15 protein-coding genes, 1 tRNA gene and 3 riboswitches are annotated in these 22609 nt (G+C 28.1%); of the genes, 5 read left to right on the top strand and 11 right to left on the bottom strand.

The genetic code is table 11. The annotated features are described in order from the left end of the window. Nucleotides 1-147: 147 nt before the first annotated feature. The gene (locus KGF48_RS13600; RefSeq protein WP_227868142.1) at nt 148-1425 is read left to right on the top strand and encodes an amidohydrolase family protein; all 1278 of its coding nucleotides are present in this window, start codon (nt 148-150) and stop codon (nt 1423-1425) included. 263 nt (nt 1426-1688) lie between these two features. On the opposite strand, the gene KGF48_RS13605 is transcribed toward KGF48_RS13600, so the two are convergent. The 5 genes from KGF48_RS13605 to KGF48_RS13625 all read right to left on the bottom strand — a co-directional run bounded on the left by KGF48_RS13605 (nt 1689) and on the right by KGF48_RS13625 (nt 7889). Next, nucleotides 1689-2423, bottom strand: coding sequence for a hypothetical protein (locus KGF48_RS13605; RefSeq protein WP_227838832.1), 735 nt, complete (start codon nt 2421-2423; stop codon nt 1689-1691). Then, nucleotides 2416-4659, bottom strand: coding sequence for a M1 family aminopeptidase (locus tag KGF48_RS13610; RefSeq protein ID WP_227868143.1), 2244 nt, complete (start codon nt 4657-4659; stop codon nt 2416-2418). Before KGF48_RS13610 ends, KGF48_RS13605 begins: the two co-directional genes overlap by 8 nt. After that, nucleotides 4659-5534 carry an ATP-binding cassette domain-containing protein gene (locus KGF48_RS13615; RefSeq protein WP_227868144.1) on the bottom strand — a complete coding sequence of 292 codons (876 nt, stop codon included), beginning with the start codon at nt 5532-5534 and terminating at the stop codon, nt 4659-4661. Before KGF48_RS13615 ends, KGF48_RS13610 begins: the two co-directional genes overlap by 1 nt. Nucleotides 5535-5731: 197 nt before the next feature. Beyond that, nucleotides 5732-7222, bottom strand: coding sequence for a sensor histidine kinase (locus KGF48_RS13620; protein WP_227868145.1), 1491 nt, complete (start codon nt 7220-7222; stop codon nt 5732-5734). Further along, nucleotides 7209-7889, bottom strand: coding sequence for a response regulator transcription factor (locus KGF48_RS13625; RefSeq protein WP_227838836.1), 681 nt, complete (start codon nt 7887-7889; stop codon nt 7209-7211). The genes KGF48_RS13620 and KGF48_RS13625 overlap by 14 nt, the downstream gene beginning before the upstream one ends. Nucleotides 7890-8203: 314 nt before the next feature. On the opposite strand from KGF48_RS13625, the gene KGF48_RS13630 reads away from it, so the two are divergent. After that, complete coding sequence (locus KGF48_RS13630) at nt 8204-8521, top strand: pyrimidine/purine nucleoside phosphorylase (RefSeq protein WP_227829710.1); 318 nt, start codon at nt 8204-8206, stop codon at nt 8519-8521. A gap of 94 nt (nt 8522-8615) precedes the next feature. Here the strand turns inward: KGF48_RS13630 and KGF48_RS13635 are convergent, their stop codons facing one another. The 6 genes from KGF48_RS13635 to KGF48_RS13665 form a co-directional block, all read right to left on the bottom strand. Next, nucleotides 8616-10973, bottom strand: coding sequence for an HAD-IC family P-type ATPase (locus KGF48_RS13635; RefSeq protein ID WP_227868146.1), 2358 nt, complete (start codon nt 10971-10973; stop codon nt 8616-8618). A 236-nt stretch (nt 10974-11209) separates the two neighbouring features. Beyond that, on the bottom strand, nt 11210-12157 hold the full coding sequence (locus tag KGF48_RS13640; RefSeq protein WP_227868147.1) for a DMT family transporter: 948 nt from the start codon (nt 12155-12157) through the stop codon (nt 11210-11212). A 168-nt stretch (nt 12158-12325) separates the two neighbouring features. Further along, complete coding sequence (gcvPB, locus tag KGF48_RS13645) at nt 12326-13783, bottom strand: aminomethyl-transferring glycine dehydrogenase subunit GcvPB (protein ID WP_227838840.1); 1458 nt, start codon at nt 13781-13783, stop codon at nt 12326-12328. After that, nucleotides 13783-16257, bottom strand: coding sequence for an aminomethyl-transferring glycine dehydrogenase subunit GcvPA (gene gcvPA / locus KGF48_RS20365; protein WP_255642524.1), 2475 nt, complete (start codon nt 16255-16257; stop codon nt 13783-13785). The genes gcvPB and gcvPA overlap by 1 nt, the downstream gene beginning before the upstream one ends. A 206-nt stretch (nt 16258-16463) precedes the next feature. After that, nucleotides 16464-16568: riboswitch (glycine riboswitch) on the bottom strand. 701 nt (nt 16569-17269) lie between these two features. Beyond that, nucleotides 17270-17350: transfer RNA gene (locus KGF48_RS13660), tRNA-Leu, on the bottom strand. Nucleotides 17351-17461: 111 nt separating this feature from the next. Further along, on the bottom strand, nt 17462-19192 hold the full coding sequence (locus tag KGF48_RS13665) for a Na+/H+ antiporter NhaC family protein (protein ID WP_227868148.1): 1731 nt from the start codon (nt 19190-19192) through the stop codon (nt 17462-17464). Nucleotides 19193-19336: 144 nt separating this feature from the next. Next, nucleotides 19337-19513, bottom strand: a riboswitch (Lysine riboswitch). A gap of 168 nt (nt 19514-19681) precedes the next feature. Here KGF48_RS13665 and KGF48_RS13670 point away from each other — a divergent pair. The 3 genes from KGF48_RS13670 (at nt 19682) to KGF48_RS13680 (ending at nt 22477) form a co-directional block, all read left to right on the top strand. Beyond that, nucleotides 19682-20668 (top strand): lipoate--protein ligase, encoded by a 987-nt coding sequence (locus KGF48_RS13670; RefSeq protein WP_227868149.1) that lies wholly within the window; start codon nt 19682-19684, stop codon nt 20666-20668. A gap of 90 nt (nt 20669-20758) precedes the next feature. Next, nucleotides 20759-20864: riboswitch (SAM riboswitch) on the top strand. A 113-nt stretch (nt 20865-20977) separates the two neighbouring features. Next, the gene (locus KGF48_RS13675) at nt 20978-21775 is read left to right on the top strand and encodes a MetQ/NlpA family ABC transporter substrate-binding protein (protein WP_227868150.1); all 798 of its coding nucleotides are present in this window, start codon (nt 20978-20980) and stop codon (nt 21773-21775) included. Nucleotides 21776-21877: 102 nt separating this feature from the next. Next, nucleotides 21878-22477, top strand: a complete 600-nt coding sequence (locus tag KGF48_RS13680) for a TerD family protein (protein ID WP_227838844.1) — start codon at nt 21878-21880, stop codon at nt 22475-22477. Nucleotides 22478-22609 lie beyond the last annotated feature (132 nt).

The raw sequence follows: 22609 nt of genomic DNA on the forward strand, positions 1-22609 counted from the left end.
AACAAACGTATTTCACTACTATTTACTATTATTTAATAGTATTTATAACTCAGATTTGATATAATACATATGGTAAAATTTTAATCAATAAAGCCTATATATTACTTATATATTAAAGTTAACAAATTTAAAACTAAGGAGAGCTATATGTTAAAAGCAATAAAAGGAAATATAATTTTTACAAAAACTTCAGATACTTTTACAGTATTTGAAAATAGCTACATTATACTAAACAAGGGTAAAGTAAAAGGTGTCTTTAAAGATATCCCTAAAGAATGTAAAAATTTAGAAATCATAGACTACACTGATAAACTTATAATACCTGGTATGAACGACCTTCATTGTCATGCACCCCAATTTAGAAATTTAGGCATGGCTATGGATAAAGAACTTATACCATGGCTTGAAACTTATACATTCCCAGAAGAATCAAAGTATATAGATATAGAATATGCTACAAAGATGTATAAAAAATTTGTAAAAGAAGTCTGGAAAGCAGGTACTACTAGAATAGCTGTATTTGCAACAGTACATAAAAAAGCTTCTATGAAACTTATGGATATTTTTAAAGAAGTTGGTCTTGGAGCATATGTTGGTAAAGTAAATATGAACATGAATTGTCCTGACACTCTACTAGAAAATACGGAGGATTCTATCAACGATACAGAAGAAATAATAAGCAAATACAATGACATAAATTCTATTGTAAAACCAATTATAACGCCTAGATTTATACCTAGTTGTACAAGTAAACTTTTAAAAGAATTAGGCGATTTATGTTTAAAATATAATGTTCCTATACAATCGCATTTATCTGAAAATCATGATGAAATTGAATGGGTTAAAAGTTTAGAACCTGAATCTAAATTTTATGGAGATGCCTATAATAGATACAATTTATTTGGTCAAACCCCTACATTAATGGCTCATTGTATTCACTGCTCTCAAGAAGAAATAGATTTAATGAAAGAAAATGAGGTTATGGCTGTTCATTGTCCTGCTTCTAATTTTAATGTTGGTAGTGGAGCTATGCCTATTAGAAAATTACTTGATAATAATATTAAACTAGCCCTTGGTTCTGATATAAGTGGTGGCCATACACTATCAATATTTAAGGCAATAGTATCTGCAATACAGTTATCAAAATTATACTGGGTAAATTCTAATAAGAAATGTAATTTTCTATCTTTATCTGAAGCCTTTTATATTGCAACTAAAGGTGGAGGAAGTTTTTTTGGAAATGTTGGTAGTTTTGAAGAAGACTACGATTTTGATGCATTAATTATTGATGATTCAGATTTAAATCATGACAATTATTCTATACCTGAAAGACTTGAAAGATTTATATATGTTGGTGATGACAGAAATATCATTCATAGATATGTATGTGGAAAATTAATTGAAGAACCTAATATAGAATTATAATAAAAATTTTGATTATATAGAATTTGTTTATATAATTTGTTTAATTTATATAACTATAACTAGTAAAAGAGTATATTTTGAACCTAAAAAACTATAGGTTAAAATATACTCTTTTTCTTTAGTCTATTTATAACTTTAGTAATTATATCATATTTCCCTTAATATAATCCCCTATTCACATCTTAGATTATCTATATACATCCAAATATAAAAAAATAATTATGATTTTATAGAACTAATCAATTTTTTCTTTGTAAGCATTTTTAAACTTTATTTTTACTTTTGTTGTATGCTTTACATACACTAACTATTAAGAGTATACCTATAACTCCAAGTGATATTCTACTGATTACAAATCCCTGTGGAATATTAAATGCAAGATTCCCCATCATATCTGCAACTTTACTCTCCAGTATAGAGTTTACTAGACTCTTACCAGATATAATAGATAGTGCACCAGAATTTGTTATAAGAAATATTATTGGAATAAAAATATATAGTAAATTTCCATTTATATTACCAATAAACATACCCATCCCTAATACAAATAATACAGATGGTATTAAAATAAGAAATATAGGCTGTACAAACTGACCAAAGTTATTGAATTGAAATACTCTATTGTAAAAAATAAAACTTATCGCAATTACAATTACAACTGTTAGAAGATATGCAACTGCTATTGTAATACTTTTTAAGCAAAAATATGTTGTAGGCTTTATCTTAGTTGTCATAGTAATCGTCCTTACTGCTTCTTCTTTTTTTGAAAATATATATGTACAAAACATAAGAACTATAACTAGTAAAAATGGATTTACATCAAGTAAAAAACTTGAATAGCTCCACTCTGAAAATGGTGCTGTATCATTTAAACCATAGATTGTTTTTGTCTTAAGAACATTGTAGGAGAACCATCCTGTTATTAATAGTAAAACTAAATACACCTTAGAAAATAATAGTCTCTTCATTTCATATTTCATTATTTTTAAATTATTCAAGATTCAATTCCTCCCCTGTAAGATTACAAGCTTTTAAGAAATCATCATATTTTAATATATTGTACTTGTATTTATCATATAAACTTTTGAGAATAGTTTCAAATTTATCTTGACCTAAAATCTCTTCCGCCTTTAAAAGTTGTAGTGGCATTTTGTTGTAAAGAAGTCTCATAGAATTAGGTGATAAAATATTAAATACATAGTTCTCAGGTAACTTTTCTAGATATTGTGGATTATTCATATAGAAATTTCTCTTAAGTTTATCATTTTCTTTTTTCCAATTATCTATAGTTTTTTTACTATACTCTTTTCCATATTCATACTCCATAAACTTATTAGTCGCATAATTTGTTATACCTTCTGCTGACCAAGGTGATACCATTGGATCAACTTGTACTATAATTCCCCACCATTGATGACATATTTCATGTGCCAAAACTTCAGCCCCATTACTACCTTCTCCTATACTATTTTCAAATACATCTGGGTTGAAAATACTTTCATCCATATAACTTATATTCTCATATGCTTTTCCTCCAGCCCCAATGCTTGATGTAGCTCCTCCTTCTACTAACTTAAGTGGAATAACTTTATAACGCTCTAATTCTCCATATTGCTTCGTATAAAAAGCAATAGAACCTTTTATAATTTTCTCTGCATTCATTTTGTTTATCTTGTCTTCATTCTTTCTATTATAATAAAACTGTACCTTAATCCCACCTGCTTGTATATCTTTTTTTACATAGTCCGCAGCTATTATAGTTAATCTAGTTCCTTGTGTATTGAATTTCCATGTACATTCATTATTCTTTTTATCAACTTTTAGTTTTTCTGTACTGATTCCACTTATTACAGGTGTTGTACCTGTAGGTAAAGTGATGTTACCGTGAATCATTGATTCCATTGTATTCATAACATCAATTTTAGGTTCTGGGTATATTGAGCTACTAACTATCTTAATATTCTCTTCACTTATTATATATCCTGAAAGAATTTCTTCTAGCAATTGATTATTTATTAATTTACCTCCATACTCAATTTCAATTTTAAGATTTTTTTCTTTAGTTGTATCTAAACTAATTCGTCCTTCTGGTTGCTTCTTTTTAGAGATATCAAATTTAGCTTTTTTACCATTTATCTTGATATCTTTAACATTGTATCCAGGATTTAAATCAAATTTCAATTTTTGTTCTTTACCACTATTATTTTCCATAGTATATTCTATTTTCCCATCCAAGCTTGCCTTCTTAGGATTTATTTTTATATCAAGACTTGAATCAATTAATTTTATATCCTTATTTAACTTTTCATTCTCTTTAGTAGCCATAACTACACCTGAACCAGATTTCTTATCTACTACATTCTCCATTTTAGTTGGAGGACTATCATCATAGTACGGTTCTAATGCATATATACTATAAGAACTAGCAATTAACACTACAGTTAAAATTGATATTGATACTTTCTTCATATTAAACATCATAGATGAAAAGATATTTTTTTCATATTTTCTTGTGCATATTACACCCATTAAATAAGTTGATATTGACACGAAACTCCAAAGCAGTCTATTCCAATATAAAGCTCTTAATTGCAAGGCATTTCCAAAACTAGAAGAGTAAATAGTTACCTTTGTCTGTACCCAATCAATAAGATAACTATCTTTTACATTTATAGATAAAAATATTAGTATAAGTAACATAATTATACTTAAATCAATGCGTCTTGTTATAGAGTAAAATCCAGCTGAAAGTAAAATACCAAATAATATAGCTGGTAACATTAAAACTAAGTAATTTATCAGATAAATATTTAAACTAAAATCCTCACTCATCTTAATGATAGAGTATGGTAGACAGATAATCATTGAAATTATTACAGATACTATAGCTGATACAAGAATAGAAATTACCTTAGCTAGATTTAAACTTTTGGCATCCATGATAGTTTCTATAATCCCATTAGTTTTGTTTCTGTAGACATTATCCATCTCATATATTGTAAACATCGAAAATAAGACTGTGCCTATTAAAGCCCCTAGTTTTGCTGGATTAAGTAAAACAGGTACACTCAAACTAAGCTCTTGTCCTAAATTACTTTGTAGTAATAATTCAGGCATTTCATACATTATTATTGATAAACCTGGTATCAATGCTATTACTAATATGAAAGTCCATGTAATCTTTGAACTAAAAAGCCTCTTTATCTCATCTTTGATAAATTTAATTGATTGCATTACTTTATCTCCTCCTCAGATATTAAAAACATATATGCATCCTCTAGGGATGGTTCTACAGATATTGCAAAATCTGGAAGTTTATGACTTACAATACGATATGAAGTTCCTGTTGTGGTAAGAATACTTGATGTAACTTTAAATTTGCTTTTTCCATTTTTATGTATTTTTCCATTTTTATCTTCATAAATACCAACATGTCCTTGTGCTTTTTTAATTAACTCTTCTGAGCTTCCATCAAACAGTACATTTCCTTTATTTATCACGATTAGTCTATTACATACTGACTGAACATCCTCTATAATATGTGTCGACAATATTACAATTTTATCTCTTGAATTTTTTGAAAATAAGTTACGGAAGTTTATTCTCTCCTCAGGGTCTAATCCAACTGTAGGTTCATCCAGTATTAATAGTCCTGGATTTCCCATTATTGCTTGGGCTATACCTACTCTCTGTTTTTGTCCCCCTGACAGGGTTTTAATTTTTGAGTTTCTTTTTTCTAATAAATTGGTCTGATTAATAACTTCTTCTATTATCTTTTTTGTGTTTTTATTAATACCTTTTAAAACTGACATATATTCGAGGAATTGATACACTGTCAATTCATCATATAATCCAAATTCTTGTGGTAAATATCCTAATTTACTTTTTAACTCTGTCTCACACTGTTGAAGAGGTTTACCATTTACTAAAATCTGACCTGAGGTTTGTAATATTCTTGAAGTTAGTAGCTTCATTAAAGTGCTTTTTCCTACTCCATTTGGACCCAATAAGCCTATAAAATTTGGACTTTCAAGACTCATATTTATATTTTTTAGTGCTTCCTTCCCTGCTTTATAAGTCATATTTAAATTTTTAACATCGATTTTCATATTTCACTCACCTTTCATATTTTTAGTTTCTTATTACATTTTTTATTATATAAATGAAGTATGTAGTTAATATGTTCTTGCCTTGTTTTTTATATGGTACCTAAATACTTTTTAAATACATATTTATACTCAAAATAACCCTATACTAAAATTTAACTTTAAAATTTTAGTATAGGGTTATTTTATTTATAAAATATTTACTGCAATGTATTTTTTAATGCGATAGGAAATATAGCTGTAAATTTTACACCCACTGATGTATTTTCAATTTTATATTTAACCTTGTGCATATCAAATATAATTTTAATAATATACAATCCTAAACCACTTCCGCCAGATTGTCTGCTTCGTGACTTATCTACACGATAAAAAGGATTAAAAATATTTTCTATCTCAGATTCTTCTATAAATATATTTGAATTTTCAACCTCAAAAACTCCACATTCATTATTCTTATACAATTTTATATTTACCAAAGCACCGTTTTTTGAGTGCTTAATTGAGTTGTTAATAATATTAGAAATAGCTTTTTTCATCAATTTTATATCTACAAAAGAGTATAAATTTTTTTCTATATCACTAAGAATATCTATATTCTTATTTTCTGCTAATATTAAGTAATTTTGTATTGATTTTTGTATTAATGAACTCATATTGATTTCTACTGTATTTAATTTAAATCCAGATGACTCCATACGAGAAATATCAAGAATTTCACGTACCATTTCTTCCATGCTTTCCATTACCTTAAGTGAATGTCTTAAATAAGTATCTCTATCCTTATACATGCCAATATTATATATCATGCCTTCAAGTTGACCTTTTATAATCGTAATTGGCGTTTTTAGCTCATGAGATACCGCTGCAAAAAAAGCTCTTCTACTTATTTCGTTCTTTCTTTCCTTTTCAATATCTTCTTGGAGCTTTGAATTTGCATATTCAAGATTATTAAGTGTAATTGATAAATTATGTGCAAGTTCATTTAAACTTAAGGCAAGAGAACCTATTTCATCGTGACTTTCTACATCACATCTAACATCTAAATTCATCTGTGCAATTTTTTTTGAAGTGTTACTTATCTTGACAACAGGTTTTGTAATTACTCTGGAATAAATAAATGCAGTAACTAGTGATATTATCAAAATCATTATTGCGACTACTGGTATCAATTTTAATAAAATTATAGAAGCTTCATCAACTACCATCAATTTTGGTACAACAGAGAGAATATATTTATCTGAACTATCTTTAAATGTAATCTCAGTGGATATAGCACTTACATAGCTACTTCCCGAAATTTGATTATTATTTAAGTACTTATATAAAAAATTATCTTCATTGAATATAGCTTTTTGCTTCTTATTTGATATAATATTTTCATCACCTAATTTACCATACTTTATATTAGATGGTATTTCTACTAATTTTCCATTTTTCACTAAATCAATAGACACATTATTTTCAATTATAAAATCATAAAATTTAGGTGCTGAATCCTCATATTTAGTATTCTCAATAACTTTAACAAATTCATCAAGATTTTTTTTGATATCATCAGTTAGGTATGATTTATATGTTTTGGGCATTGACATCATGATAAATATATAAATTAGCGTACAGGACAAAATAAGTATCAAGGTTGTACTTAAAAAAACTTTTCTATTTAGACTTTTCTTAATCCAATACATCAATCCTATATCCTACCCCTCTTATTGTTTCTATGTAATCCACATCAAGTTTTTTTCTAAGATTTTTTATATGTGTATCTACAACCCTTTCATCTCCTAAAAAATCATACTTCCACAGGCTATTTATTAAATTTTCTCTAGTAAGTACACGACCCTTGTGTTCTATTAATTCCTTTAGAACTTCAAATTCTCTAGCAGTCAATTCAATCTTTTTACCATTAACAAAAACTTTATATCCTTCAACATCAATATTGATATCTCTATATAATAAAAATTCCCTATCTTCATGATTTTCTTCTTTGTCACCGATTCTTCTTAATACTGCCTCTACTCTTTTTAGAAGAACAATTGTAGAAAAGGGCTTTGTAATATAATCATCCACTTTTAATTCAAATCCTTTTACTTGGTCTGTTTCTTCATCCAATGCTGTAAGTATAATAATTGGAATATTAGATTCATTTCTTATCATTTCACAAACTACAAAACCGTCTATCTTTGGCATCAAAATATCCAATAAAATCAAATCAAATTGTTGTTTTTTAAACTTCTCAATCCCATCAAGACCATCATTTGCTGTTATAATAGTATAACCTGCATTTTCTAAAAATGTTTTTATTATATTTTGGATATCTATATCGTCTTCTATGACCAATATTCTCTTTGACAAGTTTATCCCCTCTTTCTATAACTATAAACTTTAGGTTGTATAATATATATTTAGATTATACATTATCTTTATGTTTTTAATGTGTAGCATAAGGCAATTCTCATAAACTCCTCTCCTATTATATATTGGTAAAATTGTCAGTTCAATATAATATTTCTATGAAATTTTTACCATTTATTATTTTAAAAACATTCTCTTATTTTATTTTGATTAATTTTTTTTAGAAATACTAAATTTTATTTGTAAATATATAGTAATTTTTACATTATTCTTATATAATATATATGAATAAATAATTTTGGAGGGCTTGTCTAATGAGTGAATTTAAAAATGTTAATGCAGTGAAAAAAGCAAACGTTTATTTTGATGGTAAGGTAAGTAGTAGAGTACTAATATTTCCTAATGGCGAAAGAAAAACTTTAGGATTGATGTTACCTGGAGAGTACACTTTTTCTACTAGAGAAGAAGAAATAATGGAAATGCTTGCTGGAAGCATGGATGTAAAACTGCCTGGAAGCAATGAGTTTGTAACATATACAGAAGGTCAAAAATTTAATGTTCCTTCTGATTCAAGCTTTGATTTAAAAGTAACTGAAGTTGTTGACTATTGCTGTTCATACATAGCTGATTAATAAATATACATGATATTCTTATATAAAATTTAATGTAAATAAAAAAAGAACAACTCTATTTAATATTAAGTTGCTCTTTTTTATATTATTCAAGTCAGTTTAAATCTGGAGCTATTGTGTCTAGTATCTCATCTAATACAAATAACATAACTTTTATCATAATTGGCATTAATACCGCTAATACCATAGTTATAAGGATTAGCTCTTTACTTAGAGCTACAAAGGAGAATAGTCCACCTAAAAATAGAATACCAATAACAAATGATATAGTCATGCTTACAATTAAAAATAATCTTTCTTTATTAAATGGCAAGCATTGCTGTCTTAATATCAAAAGACCACATATACCAGTTAATATAGCACACATTGTAGAAAATACACTTGAACTATAACCTAAATATTCGACTATATTGTAAACAATAATTACATTTAATGTTACACATAGTGCTCCTGGTAAAGCATTTTTTAATATATTAAGCAAGAAATTTCCTGAAATTCTACTTCTATTTGCCTCAAGAGCTAAAAAGAATGATGGTATACCTACTGTTACAGCTCCAATCAAGGATAATTGAATTGGTACAAATGGATATTGTCTACTAAAGAAAAATAATGTTAATAGTGACAAGAAGAATGAAAATATTGTCTTTACTAAAAACAAAGAAGATGCTCTTTGAATATTATTGATTACCTTTCTTCCTTCCATAACAACCTTTGGCATGGATGCAAAGTTTGAATCTAATAAAACTAAATTAGAAACATTTTTGGTAGCATCACTTCCAGATGCCATAGCAATACTACAGTCAGCTTCTTTAAGTGCTAACACATCATTTACACCATCTCCTGTCATTGCTACTGTACGATTTTGTTGTTTTAATGCTATAATCATTTGTTTCTTTTGTTGTGGGCTTACTCTTCCAAAAACACTATATTTATCAACAGCATGATATATGTCTTTATCATTTTTAAGTGTTGTTGCATCAATAAATCTATTAGCTGTTTTAAGACCTGCTTTTCTTGCTACTTCACTTACTGTTATAGGATTATCTCCAGATATAATTTTTATATCTACACCTTCATTATAAAAAAATTCTAAAGTTTCCTTGGCCTCATCCCTAATTTTATCTAATATCAGTATAAAAGCAAGCGGTTTTATATCTTCAGGTATATTATTATCTTCCATATAAGAGTTACTATGAGCTAAAGCTATTACTCTATTTCCTGCTTTAGAATATTTTTCAATCTCTATTTTTAAGTCTTTATATCTATCTTTAAAAATAAACTCAAAAGCTCCTATTAGGTATGTACCTTCATTTTCAAAAACAACACCACTGTATTTTCTTGCTGATGAGAATGGAATTAAATTTTTAACTTTATATGTATCTGAAATATCATATTTATCTCTTATAGCATTTAATGTTGCATTGTCATCTTTAAGAGAATTACACAAATTTCCCATTATCTCGTTTATATCAACTTTTTCAAGCATTACTACATCATCAACTTGCATTTTACCCTCGGTAATTGTACCTGTTTTATCAAGACATAATGTGTCAACTCTAGCAAGAGTCTCTACACAATATAATTCTTGAACTAAAGTCTTGTGACTTGCAAGCTTTATTGTCCCAACAGCTAAAGCAATACTTGTAAGTAGCGTTAATCCTTCTGGTATCATTCCATTTACAGCTGCCACAGTACCTACTACAGATGTTACTATAGAATCTCCATTTCCAAAATGTTGTTTTACAAACAAGATAATTCCTAAAGGAATAATTATTACACCAACAACTTTTAATATTGCATTTAATGAATTTCTAAGTTGAGAATTGTGTTTCTTGGAAATTTTAGCATCATTAGCTATCTTATTTGCATAGTTATCTTTTCCTATGTTTTCAACTTTTACAAATGCCTCTCCAGAAACTACAAAACTACCAGAATATAAAAAATCGCCTTTGTTTTTTACAATAATATCAGATTCTCCTGTGATTAGAGATTCATTTATCTCTAACTTTCCTTCTAAAACTTTTGAATCTGCACAGATTTGATTTCCTGTTTTTAAAATCATAATATCATCTAGCACTAATTCCTGAACATCAATCTCTCTTTTCTCTTTTTCCCTTATAACAGATACTTTGCTTGATACTATAACAGATAGATTGTCCAACAATCTTTTTGCTCTTATTTCTTGAATAACACCAATAATAGTATTAATTACAGCAATAAATATAAATAAGGTATTTTTAAAAGAGCCAACTGAAACTAGCAAACAAACTAAAACAATATTTATAAGATTAAAAAGTGTAAATATATTATCTTTAAAAATTTGCTTGTATGTTTTAGTTTTTCCATTGTCAAATACATTAATTAAATTATCATCTATTCTACTTTGAAGTTGTTCACTGTTTAATCCAACATTTATATCACAATTATATCTTTTTAGGTTAACTTTATCCATATTATACTCCTTTCAACTTAACTTTTTCTTTAACATTAATATCTATAAATATATTGTAAAATTCTAATTTAGTTTAATATATCTTATTATAGTTTATATAATAAAACATAAATCTAAAGATTTAAATATCATAATTCTTAAGATTTCCTAAATTTTTTATGAATTTCGATATATTTTTATTAAGTTTAAATTAAGTTAAAAGAATAAGTAGATTTATTATATCCTATAAAATAAAACTACTCTGTATATTCAGTTTCCAAATCTTCACATTTTTCTTTACCATATATAACCATTCCTATAATTGAAATTATTATAAGCACACTTCCTACAATACTATAAAGATTGAACTCTTCATTCAGTAGAAATACTCCTGCAAATATAGATACCACTGTAGCTATGTTTGATAATATTGATGATTTTACAGCCTCTAGTTTAGACCTTGAGTAGTTATTTAAAAACATAGCTAACAAAGAACACCCCATACCCAAATAAACTATTGGAAATACAATCTCCATATTAAATAATCCTTTTGCATATTCTATTAGACTCCCTGATATCAATTCACCACCAACAGATATTGATGTAAATGATATTGTTCCAATTAGTTGCATTGCTGCTGTTATTTCAATTGGTGTAAATTCGCTTTTAGATAATTTTCTTACATATACACCATATGCACCAGCACAAATTACTGCCCCAAGTATCATTACTCTTCCAAGCATGCTACTTGTTTGATTCCCTGTATTTTGTAAGTTTACTATTATAACTCCAAAAACTGCAATTGCGATGCACACTACTTGTTTCAAGTTCATTTTTTCATTTAAAAATATAATTCCCATAATTCCTGTAACTACTGGTATCATAGATATCATAACACCAACTTCTGATGTAGATGTATACTTAACTCCAAGTGTCTCAAGCATAAAATATAGAAATGGTTGAAACATACATAAAATCAAAAGTGATTTAATATCTTTACCTTTAAAGTTTAAGCTTATAAATTTAAACTTATATAATGCTATTACTGCTATCAATCCAATTGTAAATCTTAATGATAATACTGTAAAAACCTTATTGTCAACCAAATTTAATACTGTCTTAGTAAAATAAAAAGAAAAACCAAATAGAATATTTGCCAATACCCCTAAAGTATAACCTTTTGTTACATCACTTACCTTGTTCATAAATTTAACATCCTCACATTTTCTAATAATATATAAAAAACTTTAACAGTACATACCATGTATGTCAACATATACACAAAAAAGCTATCTAATTTAAGATAGTTTAGATAGCTTTTTAATACAAATATAAAATTTTTGTATATTTAAATTATTTATTATTTTTATTATTTATCTTTGTGACCATGTTAATATAGGCTTTTTCACTGCTCTTGCATCATCAACTCTTTTAACTAAAGTATTATGTGGAGCAGTTTTTAGTAATTCTGGTTCTTCCTTAGCTTCTTTTGCGACATTCTTCATAGCTTCAATAAAACTATCTAATGTTTCTATACTCTCACTTTCTGTAGGCTCTATCATAAGCGCCTCATTTATAATAAGAGGGAAATACATTGTTGGAGGATGATATCCATAATCCAACAATCGCTTTGCTATGTCAATAGTTTTTATATTTGCTTCTCCTCTTGGTAATCCGCCTAATACAAACTCATGTTTACATAAAGTATCTATTGGTAAAATATAATCATCTTTTATACTTTCTTTTATATAATTAGCATTTAGAACTGCCATTTCACTAGTTTCTTTAAGTCCATCTCTTCCCATTGTTAATATATATGTGTAAGCTCTTACAAGGACACCAAAGTTTCCATAAAAATTTTTAATTTTTCCGATAGATTTTGGTCTGTCATAATTTAATACATATTTATCTTCTTGTTTTTCAATTACTGGAATTGGTAAAAAAGACACTAACTCTTTTTTTGCTCCAACAGGTCCAGCCCCTGGACCACCGCCACCATGAGGAGTTGAAAATGTCTTATGAAGATTAAGATGGACTACATCAAATCCCATATCTCCTGGTCTTGTTATTCCCATAATAGCATTCATGTTTGCACCATCATAATACAAAAGACCACCTGCTTCATGTACAAGGTCAGCTATTTCTTTTATATTTTTTTCAAATAGCCCAAGAGTGCTTGGATTTGTAAGCATAAGGGCTGCTACTTCATCATTTAAAACTTCTTTTAACGCATCTATATCTACAGCACCATTTTTATCAGATGTTATTTGAATTACATCAAAATTCGCCATAGCTGCACTTGCTGGATTTGTTCCATGTGCAGAATCTGGAATTATTACTTTAGTTCTTTTATAGTCTCCTCTATTTTCATGATACGCCTTTATCAGCATAAGACCTGTAAATTCACCATGTGAACCTGCTGAAGGTTGAAGTGTCACTTCATCCATACCTGTAATTTCTGCAAGCTTATTTGATAAATCATACATAAGAGCAAGAGACCCTTGTGCTGTATCTGGAGATTGATATGGATGCATTCCAGTAAAGTTTGGAAGTGCTGCCATATCTTCATTAATTTTAGGGTTATATTTCATTGTACAAGAACCTAAAGGATAAAAACCAGTATCAACACCAAAATTCTTATTTGACAATAAAGTATAATGTCTAACTAATTCTAATTCACCAACTTCTGGTAAGTTTAATTCATTTTGTCTAGCCATACTTGGGTCAATCATATCTTCTATTTTTATATCATCTATATCTAACTCTGGAATTGAGTATGCTTTTCTGCCTTTTTTAGATATATCTATCAACAAACTATTATATTCTTTCATTATAACCCCTCCATTATTCCAACTAACTTATCTATTTCATTTTTACTTCTTTTTTCAGTTACACAAAGTAAAGTTGAATTTTTTAATTCTGGATAATTGTGTTCTAAATTATAACCACCTAATATATTTTCTTCTAAAAGTTTATCGTTTATAGTATCTATATTATGATTTCCTTGTACTGAAAATTCTTTAAAAAATCGGCCTTTAAATATAGGTCTGTATTTTCCTGTTTGCACAAGTTTATTATAAGCATAGTGTGCTTTTTTCATTGATTGCATACCAACTTCTTTAAATCCTTCTTTACCCATAGTAGCCATGTATATTGATGCTACAAGAGCATTTAGAGCTTGATTGGAACATATATTAGAAGTTGCTTTTTCTCTTCTTACATGTTGCTCTCTAGTTTGTAAAGTTAATACATATGCAATTTTCCCTTCTGTATCTAAACTTTGCCCAACTATTCTTCCTGGCATTTTTCTTGTATATTTAGATTTACTAGCCAAAAATCCTACATAAGGACCTCCAAAATTAAGAGGATTTCCTAGTGATTGAGCTTCTCCAACAACAATATCTGCTCCTATTTCACCTGGTGTTTTTAAAACACCTAATGATATTGGGTCAACACTCATAATTAACATGGCTTTATTTTCATGAGTTATCTTTTCTATTTCTTCCATTTCTTCAATAATCCCAAAGAAATTAGGAGTTTGTATAAGGACACATGCTGTATCTTTATCTACAGAAGCTCTTAATTTTTCTATATCTGTAGTTCCATATTCACTACAAAAATCAATTTCTACTATTTCACAATCTTTATATTGTAAATAAGTTCTTAGTACTGATAAAGTTTCTGGATGTGTAGTCTTTGATACTACTATTTTACTTTTTCTAGTTTGATTCATTGCCATTATACATGCTTCTATTGCAGCAGTAGCTCCATCATACATTGATGCATTTGCAATTTCCATACCAGTAATTTCTGCAATCATGGATTGAAACTCAAACACTACTTGCAAAGTTCCTTGACTTATTTCTGCTTGATATGGAGTATATGCTGTATAAAATTCTGACCTTGAAGTTATATGTTTTATAATTGATGGAATATAATGGTCATACGCACCAGCTCCAAGAAAACAAGTTAAATCTTCTAGACTTAAATTTTCCTCTGACAATCTTTTTACTATTTTACTAACTTCTAATTCAGATTTTCCACTGTCTAGATTTAAATCTCTTTTTAATTTTAGTTCATCTGGTACATCTGAAAATAATTCATCAACTGAGTTTAATCCAACTACTTTTAACATTTTTATCTTATCTTCATTTGTAGCAGGTATATATGAAAATTTATTTTCTTTATTTACTACAACATTATCTTTTTTATATTGTTTTTTATAAAAAGGCTTCTTAACTGTTATAGCAGGAACAACTTTTTTTCTAATGGCTATACCTATTTCAGTTCCTGCTTTTGCATATTCAGCATCTATAATTCCCATACCTAAGATTTTCCCTGTTGTTGGAGATGCACACCCAGTAGTTACAAAACCAACTGTTTTATCTCCAACTTTTATATCATATCCATTTCTAGGCATCCCTTTGCCTTGCATTTCAAATCCTACTAATTTTCTTTTAATCCCATTTTCTTTTTCTCCTGCTAAGATTGATTTGCCAATAAATGATTCCTTATTTACTTTTACAAAAATAGATAATCCTCCTTCAAGTGGAGATATGTGTTCATTTATTTCATGTCCATATAGAGGTAAGGCTGCTTCAAACCTTAAAGTATCTCTACAACCTAGACCAGCTGGACATATATCTTCTCCTCCAACTTTTAGGACTTCATCCCAAATTGCTTTTACATGTTCATTTTTGCAATATATTTCAAAACCATCTTCTCCAGTATATCCTGTTCTTGAAACTAAACAAGAGTATCCAGATACTTTTACTTCTGGCATTGACTTATAAAATTTTATTGATTCTAAATTTATGTCTGTGATTTTTTGAAGAATTTTTTCTGCTTTAGGTCCTTGAACTGCTAATTGACAAACTTCATTAGATATATTTTTTATATTTACTTTATATCCTTCACTTTGCTTGATTATCCAGGCAACATCTTTGTCTATATTTCCTGCATTTATTACTAACAAATAATCTTCTTCCCCAAACTTATATATTAATAAATCATCAACAACTCCACCATTTTCATAGCACATAGGTGTATATATGATGTCATTGACTTTTAATCCACTTATATCATTCGTAACTAGGTTTTGTATAAATTTTTCTGATTCTACTCCTTTTACTTCTACTTCTCCCATGTGAGATACATCAAATATACCTGCACTTTTTCTAACCATTTTATGCTCTTTGTTTATTCCTTCATATTCTAAAGGCATCTCCCAGCCAGCAAATTCAACAAGCTTTGCACCAAGCTCTTTGTGTGTATTATACAAAGGCACTCTTTTTAATTCATTCATATATAACCCTCCCCATAAAATTAAACCTATTATATTTAAGCAACTTCACCACTATGTCCTGTATTTTCTCATAAAAAAAATATATAAGCATAGAAAATAATCCTAGCCTATATATCCCTGTTTGTATACCTGAAAGATTTAATAATTTAATATTATTCTGCTTCTTCGGTGACTTATAGTATTTAACTTAAGTCTCTCCAGAGTCCCATCAATTAGCGATATTTTTGCCTGAAAGCTTCTCTAAGGATTGGCATTTCTTAAATTTCTTCTTCGGCGCCTTTTTGTATAAAGTTCTCTCTCGCTAATCTCACTTGGAAATATTTATTTTCAATTTTATTTTATGAATATTTAAATCAAATGTCAACACATTATATTTATTTTTTTTTATGTATTAATTTTTTTGTTAAGTTTTTATTATCAATTATTTCTCTTTTATATTATTCACTCTTCTGCAAAGATATTATATATTAATGCAAAATAACATTTTCACTTAATTTATTATTAAAATAACACACAAATAACAAAATGTAAATTTGTATTGAGATTTACTATAACATGTTAAAAGTATATTCATACACTTGATGAAATCGTTTACAATTTTAAACTTGTGAAAAATAAGATTTTTAAAATAGAATATTTTTAATAGAATTACAACTACTGAATGGTTATGTGACTTGAATATTTCTTAAAATTTTAGTCATTTAAAAAAAGCACCTCATATTAAAGTGCCAATCTATCATATATTGATTTTTCTATTATTTTTCATCGTATCAAGACTCATTTATAAGTAGTAAATTAGTGGTAAAATAACTTCTTAAAGCCTTTGTAACTGCTTATAATTTCAATGTTTATGTGGATAATCTAACTTTTAGTTATTTTTTCGATTAAAAAACAAAATGGAAATGTTTGCATTATGTTTTAAGATAGTTATTTATCAAAAAATAAAAACGGGATAGCCCACTCCGAAAGCCAGCAACCCCAGTTTTTTTCAGCACAACTAAGTACTGTAAAGTGCGGATGAAGGGAGTCGAACCCCCACGCCAATGGCGCTAGATCCTAAGTCTAGTGCGTCTGCCAATTCCGCCACATCCGCTTATATCACTCTTTTATTTTACTATATTTCGCTATTATTTTCAATAACTTTTTAAAATTATCTAAAAATAAACAAAATAATGATAATAGAAGGTGAAATTCATTTACATCCTTATTCTGCAAGTTCTACTTCTACTTCATCTACTTTCTTACCTATAATTTGAAGACCTACAAATACAGCTGCTATAGCAACTGGCAATACTATATATATTGGCAATCCAAATCCAGCTGGTATATATCCAAATACAATAGTAATTACTGCTGTAAATATGGCATATGGCATTTGAGTATTAACATGGTCTATATGATTACATCCAGCTCCCATTGAAGAAAGTATTGTTGTATCTGAAATTGGGGAACAATGGTCTCCAAATATTGCACCTGTTAAAACTGCGCTTGTACTTACTATTACATAAGACATATCAGGATTTAGTGAATATGCAAGTGGTATTGCAAGTGGCATAAGTATACCCATTGTTCCATAAGCTGTTCCAGTAGCAAAAGATATTATTGCTCCTAATCCAAATATTAAGCTTGGTAGCAAGAATGGAGGCAATGAACCTGATAATAAATGTATCAAGAATTTAGCTGTACCTAACTCTTTTATTACTGAACTTAATGACCAAGCAAGTATTAATATTACACCAGTGATTACTAAACTTTTCATTCCATCTATCCAAACATCAATTGCTTCTGATACTGTAAAAATCTTTTTAACTACAGCCATTATAATAGCAACTAAACTTGCAACTAATGCAGATTGGAATAATGCTCTAGATGCATCAGATGCACTAAATGCTTCTTTTATTGCTTCAAAAGAATATGGTGAATTTGTAAATAATTGTATTAAAGTCTTATCTTCACCTCCCATTATAGATGTATATCCACTATAATAGAATGATGCTAGTGCAACTACTATCAATGTACCTATTGGAATTATAGCATTCCATACACTTAATTTTACTCCATCTTTTGGAGCTAAATCATCCAATTCTTCAACGCCTTCATCAAGGTCTGTGCCAATTTTTCTACTTCTAGATTTTATTTCAGCTTTTCTCATTGGTCCAAATTCTTTTAATAATAACGCTGAAATTACAATAAATGCTAATATTAATATGTTATAAAATCTAAATGGTATTGTATTTAAAAATATGCCAAACGCATCAACATCTACACTTATACTTTCAAAAGCATCATGTATTAAACCAACTTCAAGACCTATCCATGTAGATATTATGGCAAGCCCAGCAACTGGTGCTGCTGTAGCATCTATTATAAATGCTAATTTTTCTCTTGATATTTTCATTTTATCTGCAACAGGTCTCATCATAGGCCCTACAATTAATGAATTAGCATAATCATCAAAGAAAACTAAAAGACCTAAAAACCAAGTTATAATCTGTGTCCCTTTAGCTGATTTTGCTCTCTTTGCAAGTGCTTCAGCTATAGCCTTGGCACCACCCATCTTGGCAACAAGATTTATTACTCCCCCAATTGCTAAGACTTGTAGTATTATCCCCGCATTCCATGGGTCTGATAGAGATACTAAAGCTCTATCTACTAAGTCTAAAAATGCTTGTATAAATGCAGCAAATACATTAACGCCACTGACTTGAATTATAAAACTCCCAGAAAGAATTCCTAGCAACAAAGAAATTATTACATTTTTAGTTATAAATGCAAGTATTATAGCAACTAATGGTGGTATTAAAGTTAAGATTCCAAATTTTTCTGCGTTAGCTAATGCAATAGTATCTATATCTTCCTCTGCAAATACCATTACAGTTGACATTATAAACATAATTGTCGTCAGAAAAATAATGTTAAATTTTTTATTTCTCATATAAATCTCCCTCTCTTTTTAATTTTGTGAATTATATAGGGTATTATGGGTTATGATAAAATAAAAAAGCCTTGAGTGGTAAACACTCAAGGCTTAAACATTACATACATTGATAATACTAAAAAACAAATATAATATAATTCCTTAAATGATAGCTCACCACAAATAAACCTGTGACAGTTGTACATATATTTTATGTACCCCCAGCAATATAATCTTAAAGCATCGATTATAAAACTTCGGCAATATCCCCTTTCCCAATAATTCTTTGTGCTTAACTCCTTATTAGTACTGATAGATTATTGCGCCTCTACCCTTTTATTCACTTTTATTAAATATATTTTGAGTATATATTATTTATTTAAACTTTGCAAGGAAGTTTTAAAAATTTTACTTTAAAGGATTTTTTATATCATTGTCGAATTATAAAATTAATTGTACTAAAATCAGCTAAAAAAATTTTATCAATTATATGGAGGAATTACTTTAATGTTATTAATTTACAATGAAAAAACAAACCCTTATTTCAATTTAGCAATGGAAGAATATCTACTTAAAAATTTTGACGAAGATTTATTTATTTTATGGAGGAATGAATCATCTATAATTGTTGGAAAAAATCAAAATACACTTTCTGAAATAAACTTAGAATATATAAGAGAACATTCAATACCAGTTGTTAGAAGACAATCTGGTGGAGGAGCTGTATTTCATGATTTAGGAAATATAAACTTTACATTTATAGCTTGTAATAATAATAGTTTTAGTGATTTCAGAAGATTCACTCAACCAATAATAAACTTACTTAAAACCTTAGATGTCAGTGCTGAGTTTTCTGGAAGAAATGACCTTCTTATAGATGGCAAAAAATTCTCTGGAAATGCTCAACATAACTATAAAAATAAAGTAATGCATCATGGGACACTTTTATTTTCATCTGAGATAAATGACCTTTCAAATGCACTAAAAGTAAAACCCATAAAATTTGAGGGTAAAGGTATAAAATCTGTAAAGTCTCGTGTAACCAATATAAGTGAACATTTACAGTCTGATATGGATATACTTGAGTTTAAAGATGCTATAATGAATTATCTTTCTGCGACAAATGCTGATAATACAAATTATTCTCTAAGTAAACATGACATAGAGGAAATAGAAAAACTTACTAAATCAAAATATGAAACTTGGGATTGGAACTTTGGTAATTCACCGAAATACTCTCTTTCAAATGAATTAAAATATGTTGGTGGAAATGTAGAATTTAATTTAAATGTTGATAAAGGTATAATAACTAGTATAAAGTTTTTTGGAGATTTCTTTGGGAAGTACGATGTATCTTTTGTAGAAGATAAACTTATCGGTACAAAACATGAGGAAAATTCATTGAGAACTATTTTAGATACAATTGAAATAAATGACTATTTCTTGGGTGCTGATACTAATATTTTAGTTTCTGGAATTTTAGGTGTTAAGTAAAAATAACAAAAATTTTAAAATATTTATAAAATTATGTTTACAGATACAAAAAATCATGCTAATATTTATAACATAATTAAAAATTAATACTTCTTATCCAGAGTGGTGAAGGGACTGGCCCTATGAAACCCAGCAACCAGTATATTTTAATATACATTGGTGCTAAATCCTGCAGTATTGTACTGAAAGATGAGTTTAAATTAGCTTTTAAAGCCTGAGTTTATACTCAGGCTTATTTTATTTTCACAATGTGATAAAAAGAGGGTATTTTATTTTTAACTAATCAATTATATTCAGGAGGGAATTTTTATGAAATTCAAAAAATTATTAAGTTTGTTATTATGTCTAGTATTTACTTTATCTGTAGTTGGATGTTCAAAATCTAAAGACGATAAAAAAATTGTTGTTGGTGCTACTTTAGTTCCAGGTGGAGAGTTGTTAGAAGAACTAAAACCACTTATTGAAGAAAAAGGTTATACTTTAGAAGTTAAAAACTTTGACGATTACATACTTCCAAATGAAGCTTTAAATAATGGCGAAATTGATGCAAATCTATTTCAACATGAACCTTATCTAAAAGAAGCTATTAAAGCTAAAGGCTATAAAATAATGGCAGGAACTAAACTATATGTATGCCCAGCCATACTTTACTCTTACAAAATAAAATCTGTTGATGAATTTAAAAAGGGAGATACAATTGCAATAAGCAACAATCCATCTTCTTGTTCTAAAGACCTTAGATATCTTGAAAGTATGGGACTTTTAACTTTACCTAAAGAAAATAATTTAGTTAGTCCTAAAGATATAATTGAAAATCCAAAGGGCATACAATTCAAAGAATTAGATATTGCTCAAATACCATCTTCTCTTCCAGATGTAACTGCTGCATTTATAGACACTACTTACGCAGTACCTGCTGGTCTTGATGCTAAGAAAAATGGAATCTACACAGCACCAGTAAATGATGAGTATGCTAATCTTTTAGCATTTAGAACTGAAGATAAAGATAGCGAAAAAATTAAAGTTCTACAAGAAGTTCTTACATCAGATAAAGCAAGAAACTTAATTGAAGAAAAATACAAAGGAATTGTAATTCCTGTTTTTTAGTAGAATTAGTATAATTTGAACATTATTATTGTAATCTTGTTGAATATTGACTTATTAAGTGCTACCATTTAAATAAATCTATGTTTGTGGAGGAAGATTACTATGGCTATAGAATTGAAAAAAGGACAAAAAATAAATCTTACAAAAAAAGAAAATACCGATTTAGGTGAGATTTTAGTTAATTTAAATTGGAATCAAAAAGTACAAAAAAAGGGCTTTTTTGGAGCTCTAAGAAGTAGTAATATAGATTTAGATTTAGGCTGCTTGTTTGAAATGAAAAATGGTGCAAAAGGTGCTGTTCAAGCATTGGGCAATTCCTTTGGTAATTTAGAACAGCCTCCTTTTGCTCAACTAGATGGAGATGACCGAACAGGAAGCAATACACAAGGCGAAAATATAAGAATCAATGGTAACAAGATAAAAGAAATAAAAAGAATATTGATTTATGCTTTTATTTATGAAGGTGTGGCTAATTGGTCAGAAGCTGATGGAATTGTAACTATTAAACAAAAACAAGATTCTGATTTAGTGGTTAAGCTTGATGAGCATAAAAATGGCTATAATATGTGTTCAATAGCATTAATAGAAAATGTAAATGATGAAACATTTAGCGTTGAAAAAGTAGTTAAATACTTTAAAGGACATAGAGAAATGGATAATGAGTTTAACTGGGGCTTAAAATGGGTTGCAGGAAAAAAATAATAATGTTTAAGAAGGTTCATCTTATCCAAAACATAACTTCATATTATTTACACCTCACATAAAACTTTATAAGAATTTATAGTTTTCATATAATTATTTATTTAAAATCGTATATCATATATATTGATGTTA

Source organism: Clostridioides sp. ZZV15-6388 (assembly GCF_020657755.1).
GTDB lineage: Bacteria > Bacillota > Clostridia > Peptostreptococcales > Peptostreptococcaceae > Clostridioides.